At 41.2% G+C, this 4,151-nt stretch carries 4 protein-coding genes; 2 read left to right on the top strand and 2 right to left on the bottom strand.

Annotated elements, in window-relative coordinates:
* Together H6G40_RS22625 and H6G40_RS22620 are read right to left on the bottom strand one after the other, a co-directional pair.
* Positions 1–215 (bottom strand): IS4/Tn5 family transposase DNA-binding protein (locus H6G40_RS22625; protein ID WP_190538257.1); only part of this gene is annotated, 215 nt, incomplete at its 3' end.
* 210 nt (positions 216–425) lie between these two features.
* On the bottom strand, positions 426–2,222 hold the full coding sequence (locus tag H6G40_RS22620) for an N-acetylmuramoyl-L-alanine amidase family protein (RefSeq protein WP_069475716.1): 1,797 nt from the start codon (positions 2,220–2,222) through the stop codon (positions 426–428).
* Between the two features lie 197 nt (positions 2,223–2,419).
* On the opposite strand from H6G40_RS22620, the gene H6G40_RS22615 reads away from it, so the two are divergent.
* Together H6G40_RS22615 and H6G40_RS22610 are read left to right on the top strand one after the other, a co-directional pair.
* Entirely contained in the window at positions 2,420–2,854 is a 435-nt protein-coding gene (locus H6G40_RS22615) for a peroxiredoxin (RefSeq protein WP_002736091.1), read from the top strand.
* A gap of 196 nt (positions 2,855–3,050) precedes the next feature.
* Positions 3,051–4,055: a glycoside hydrolase family 10-like protein gene (locus H6G40_RS22610; protein WP_042790856.1), complete on the top strand. Its 1,005-nt coding sequence runs from the start codon at positions 3,051–3,053 to the stop codon at positions 4,053–4,055.
* The last annotated feature ends 96 nt before the right edge of the window (positions 4,056–4,151 follow it).

Below are 4,151 nucleotides of genomic sequence, written 5' to 3'. Positions count from 1 at the left end.
CTTTTGGCTTGGGTGGCAATTATATCTGAGGGGTGAAAATAGGGGGAATTCCAAAAGTCGTAGGTGGCACTCGCTGCGGCTAGATTTCCCGAAGCTTGTGGCACACTTGTACTAGGTTGGCTGGCCAAGTTTTCTACGATACTGATTAACCTTTTCTTTCTTCTGGTGTCCCCTAGGTCTGCATACTGTAATTCTTGGGCTGCCCATTTCTCCATTTTTTTGCTTACCTCCACCTTAATTCCTTCTTTCAAAACTATACCTATCAATCGTTTCCCCTTTTTTTAAGTTTCTTCTCTTTTTGTTAAGAAAGATCTGACTAATGGATAGCTTATCAAGGGGGGCAGGGGGGATCGAACCTAAAATCCATTTTTAATTTAATTATAACCAGCTACTTAAGCTTATCTCCCTCCGATTGCCATTAAATTTTAACTAGAAGCAATTACCCCAGATTGTTGAAACCATTGGCTAATTCCGGCGGCTAAAACTTGCGCTAATTGTTTTTGTGCCTGAGTATCGGTAATCCATTCAAATTCTTGAGGATTACTCATAAATCCTAACTCTAATAACAATGAAGGACTACTATAGGGACGAGTTAAAGCTAAATTATTCCAAAATACTCCATAGGAAGGACGGTTAAGATTTTTGGTTAAATAATCGTGGAGAAAAACTGATAAATCCGCTGCCTGGGGATGATACCAAAATATGCCAATTCCTTGAGTATTTAAGGCATCTCCATCATCGGGTAAAGCATTATAGTGAACCGATAGTGCTAGGGTTGGTTGTAGATTATTAATCATTTCTACTCGTGCCGGTAAAGATAAGTCTATGTCAGTTTCTCTGGTTAAATAAACTGTTGCCCCCAATTTTTCTAACTCCCGTTTAATTAATTTAGACATAACTAAATTAATCTCTTTTTCCGTGTAACCCGTTGGACCGACAGCACCAGTTTCTTTACCTCCGTGTCCGGGATCTAATAAAATAACTTTGCCCTGTAAATTATCACTTTTTTCCGGGGGATGACGCAGGGTTAAGATTAAATTTGTCCCCTGATAACGAAGACTATAACCCCACTGTTGTTTTTGATTAAGATTAAAAGTGTATTCTATCGTGGTCGGGTTAATTTGTCGCCAATCTAAACGTCTAACTAAAGGATTATCCACCAGAAAAATTGTATCGGTTTGGGCAATGGTATTATAGAGAGTCAAAATAAATTTATCATCTTCTTGTGCCACGGCGATGGGTACGGGATGGGAGAGGGGAAAAATAATTTCCGTTGCTTGATTGATACTGCGAGAAGAGAGACCACGAATATTAGCATTATCTAGGACTTCATTAACTATTAAACGGGTTTCTCGCTCTAAAATCCAACCACCATAATCTAACCGTAACCAATCCCCTTCTTTCCCGGTGACTCTCGCTTTCGTGCCTTGGGGTAAAGGAGTTAAACGGGAATAACTACTACCCGGCCCCGTGCGAGCTACTCCTTGGTCTGCTATAATTTCAATCACTGGTAAATTTTGATCGCTAATAATGTTAATTTCTCCTTGACCTTGTTGACTAATCGAGCGATTATTTAATTGTGCTGTAAAAATAGGTTTTCCTAAGTTACCCTCTTGCTTAAACTGCTGACAACCTCGATAGTAACCAGTTTTATCCTCGGAATTCGCTTGATTAAGATTAGTTAAAACTGCGGCATTACTAGGCAGTTTTGTGGTTTGAGTTTGGGGTAAAAGAGGCAGAATTTTATCTCCTAACTGCACAGAAACCTGAGCTTGGGGAGTGGCAATCGCACTAAAACAAATCCATTCCCCCACTAACCTCGTCTTATGGACAGAAGGACTGAGAGAGTTATCAGCAAAAGCTAATTCGTGGGGAATAATTGCTTGAGTATCTAGACGAATTATTTGACGATTAATAGTTTGGTTTTGATAGCGAATAGTGAAATTATTTTCACCAACTTCTAGGGGAAAACTAGGGGCAAAATATCCTTTAGCACTGCGTTGAATCGGTTGATTATTGAGCAAAACTTGACCTGATGGAGGAGCAGAACCAATAAAAAAGATTTTCGAGGCCGTGGTTTGATGATTATCGGGAGGATAAACAATCATTAATGAGGTAGATTTAGCGCTGATGCTGTCATAAAAACCGATTAATAGCACTAAAACTAAACCGATTAAGATATTTTGCCCAAAAGTTCTCACCCTTAACCAGAATGGCCCCATATTATCCCCCTCTTAGCTGACAAATATTATCCTAGGACAAATTCTGGAGGTTTGTTGTTCGTCTTCTCAGTTGCACTGCATTTAAACTGATCGGGAAAATTTAGTACAAATGCTCTGACTTCTTCTCCCCTCTCCCTGTTTTTGACCCTCATCCCTTATGATCAATATAGATTAACTTTTGTAAAGGAATCGGAGTTATGGCTTTAACCGTTGGAACAATCGCACCGAACTTTACCACCACCGACGATACTGGAAAAACCGTTTCCCTGTCGGATTTTCAAGGTAAAGTCGTAGTTTTATACTTCTATCCCAAAGATGATACCCCCGGCTGCACCAAGCAAGCGCAAAGCTTCCGGGATAACTACGAACAATACCAAGACAAGGAAATAGTAGTCTTCGGGGTGAGCAGGGATGACCAGGGTTCCCATGCACAATTTAAAGAAAAATACAGTTTACCCTTCCAATTGCTCGTAGATACCGATGGTGCTATCACCAAAGCTTATGATGTCGATGGTGGTGGCTATTCTAAGCGCGTCACCTATATCATCGATGCGGAAGGCAAAATTAGCTATATGGATGACAAAGTGAATACCGCTAGTCACGCATCGGATATTCTCTGCGTCGTCGGTTAATTTTTCCTAAAATCTTTTCTGGGTGTGTTAGGGGAGCCTAATACACCCGATATCTATTTTTTAGTTCACTGATAATCAGTTTTTAATAACCGGATTGAGTATGACTAAATAGGGCCTGCTGATGATGAACTGAATATCAAAAATCGGACTAAAATAATACTATTATCAAATATCTTGGTGGGATTAATCGGCAATCATGGTTAAGTTTAGCAAGTACCTAAAGAGGTTTGGGATTGTTGCTGGAGTGGCTTTTTTGTTGTTGGTTACTCACCGAGCGGCTCCCCGAAAGGCAGTGGAAAATGAGCAGATGAAGGGGGTTTGGTTAACCAATATTGGCACGATATTGTTACATCACACTACGTCCTTAGATGAGGTGTTAAATCATCTTTCGCGATCGGGTTATGACCGGGTGTATTTTAGTGTTTATGGGTTTAGGGGAACGCTTTATCCGACTTCCCAACGTCCGACGAATTGGTTGTTTGTGCCGCCGTTGAGCAATCCCTGGAGGGCAGCGGTTAAGGAGTCTTTACGGCAGGGTTTGAAGCCCTATGCTTGGTTTGAGTATGGTTTGATGTTATCCCCTAAGGATCCCATTGCCAAAAAGCATCCGGATTGGCTATTAAAAACGCCCGCAGGGAAGACGGTGGTGGAAACCAATGTCTGGTTAGATCCGGCGAATCCGCAGGTACAAGCCTATCTTTTGGGGAATATGGAAGATATTTTAAAAGAAAAAGATTTGGCGGGGATTCAGTTAGATGATCATTGGGCGGTTCCGCGTGTTTTTGGTAATAAAAGTCAGGCTTTAACGAATTTAACCCGCAAGTTGCACGATCATGTCAAGGCGATTAATCCCAAGTTGGTGGTGAGTCTTTCGCCTAATCCTCACTCTTTTGCGGTGAATAAATATAATCAAAATTGGTTGGCTTGGGTGCGTCAAGGGATTGTGGATGAGGTGGTCTTACAGATCTATCGGAAAACTCCCAATCAGGTGGCGGCAAGTCTTTCGGGATCGGGACTGGCGACAGCTTCCCGGTATGTGCCGGTGGGGGTGGGTTTATATGCGGGTTGGAATCCTGATTTTTCCTTAAAGGGTTTACAAGCTCAGGTGAGGACGGTGGAGCAGCAGGGTTATGGCTATTCGTTATTTTGTTGGGAGTTTGTGGTCATGCGTCATCTTTTTAATCATATTCCTCGGTTTTAAGGGACTTCCAGAGAATAAAATACCCAACAAAAAAATAGAAAAGTGTTTTTTTGAAAAAGTAATTATTTTTGTCTAGGAAAACAAAGAGTCTCCCAT

Origin of the sequence: Microcystis viridis FACHB-1342 (genome assembly GCF_014698335.1) — a bacterium.
In the GTDB taxonomy this organism is placed as follows: Bacteria; Cyanobacteriota; Cyanobacteriia; order Cyanobacteriales; family Microcystaceae; genus Microcystis; species Microcystis ichthyoblabe_A.
The sequence above is the reverse complement of the archived record's forward strand: the minus strand, read 5'-3'. Positions and strand labels throughout refer to the sequence as shown.

What these genes read in the sequence shown, in the direction of transcription:
- H6G40_RS22620 (WP_069475716.1), bottom strand. Translation starts at nt 2,222, where the DNA reads ATGGGGCCATTCTGGTTAAGGGTGAGAACTTTTGGGCAAAATATCTTA.
- H6G40_RS22615 (WP_002736091.1), top strand. Translation starts at nt 2,420, where the DNA reads ATGGCTTTAACCGTTGGAACAATCGCACCGAACTTTACCACCACCGAC.
- H6G40_RS22610 (WP_042790856.1), top strand. Translation starts at nt 3,051, where the DNA reads ATGGTTAAGTTTAGCAAGTACCTAAAGAGGTTTGGGATTGTTGCTGGA.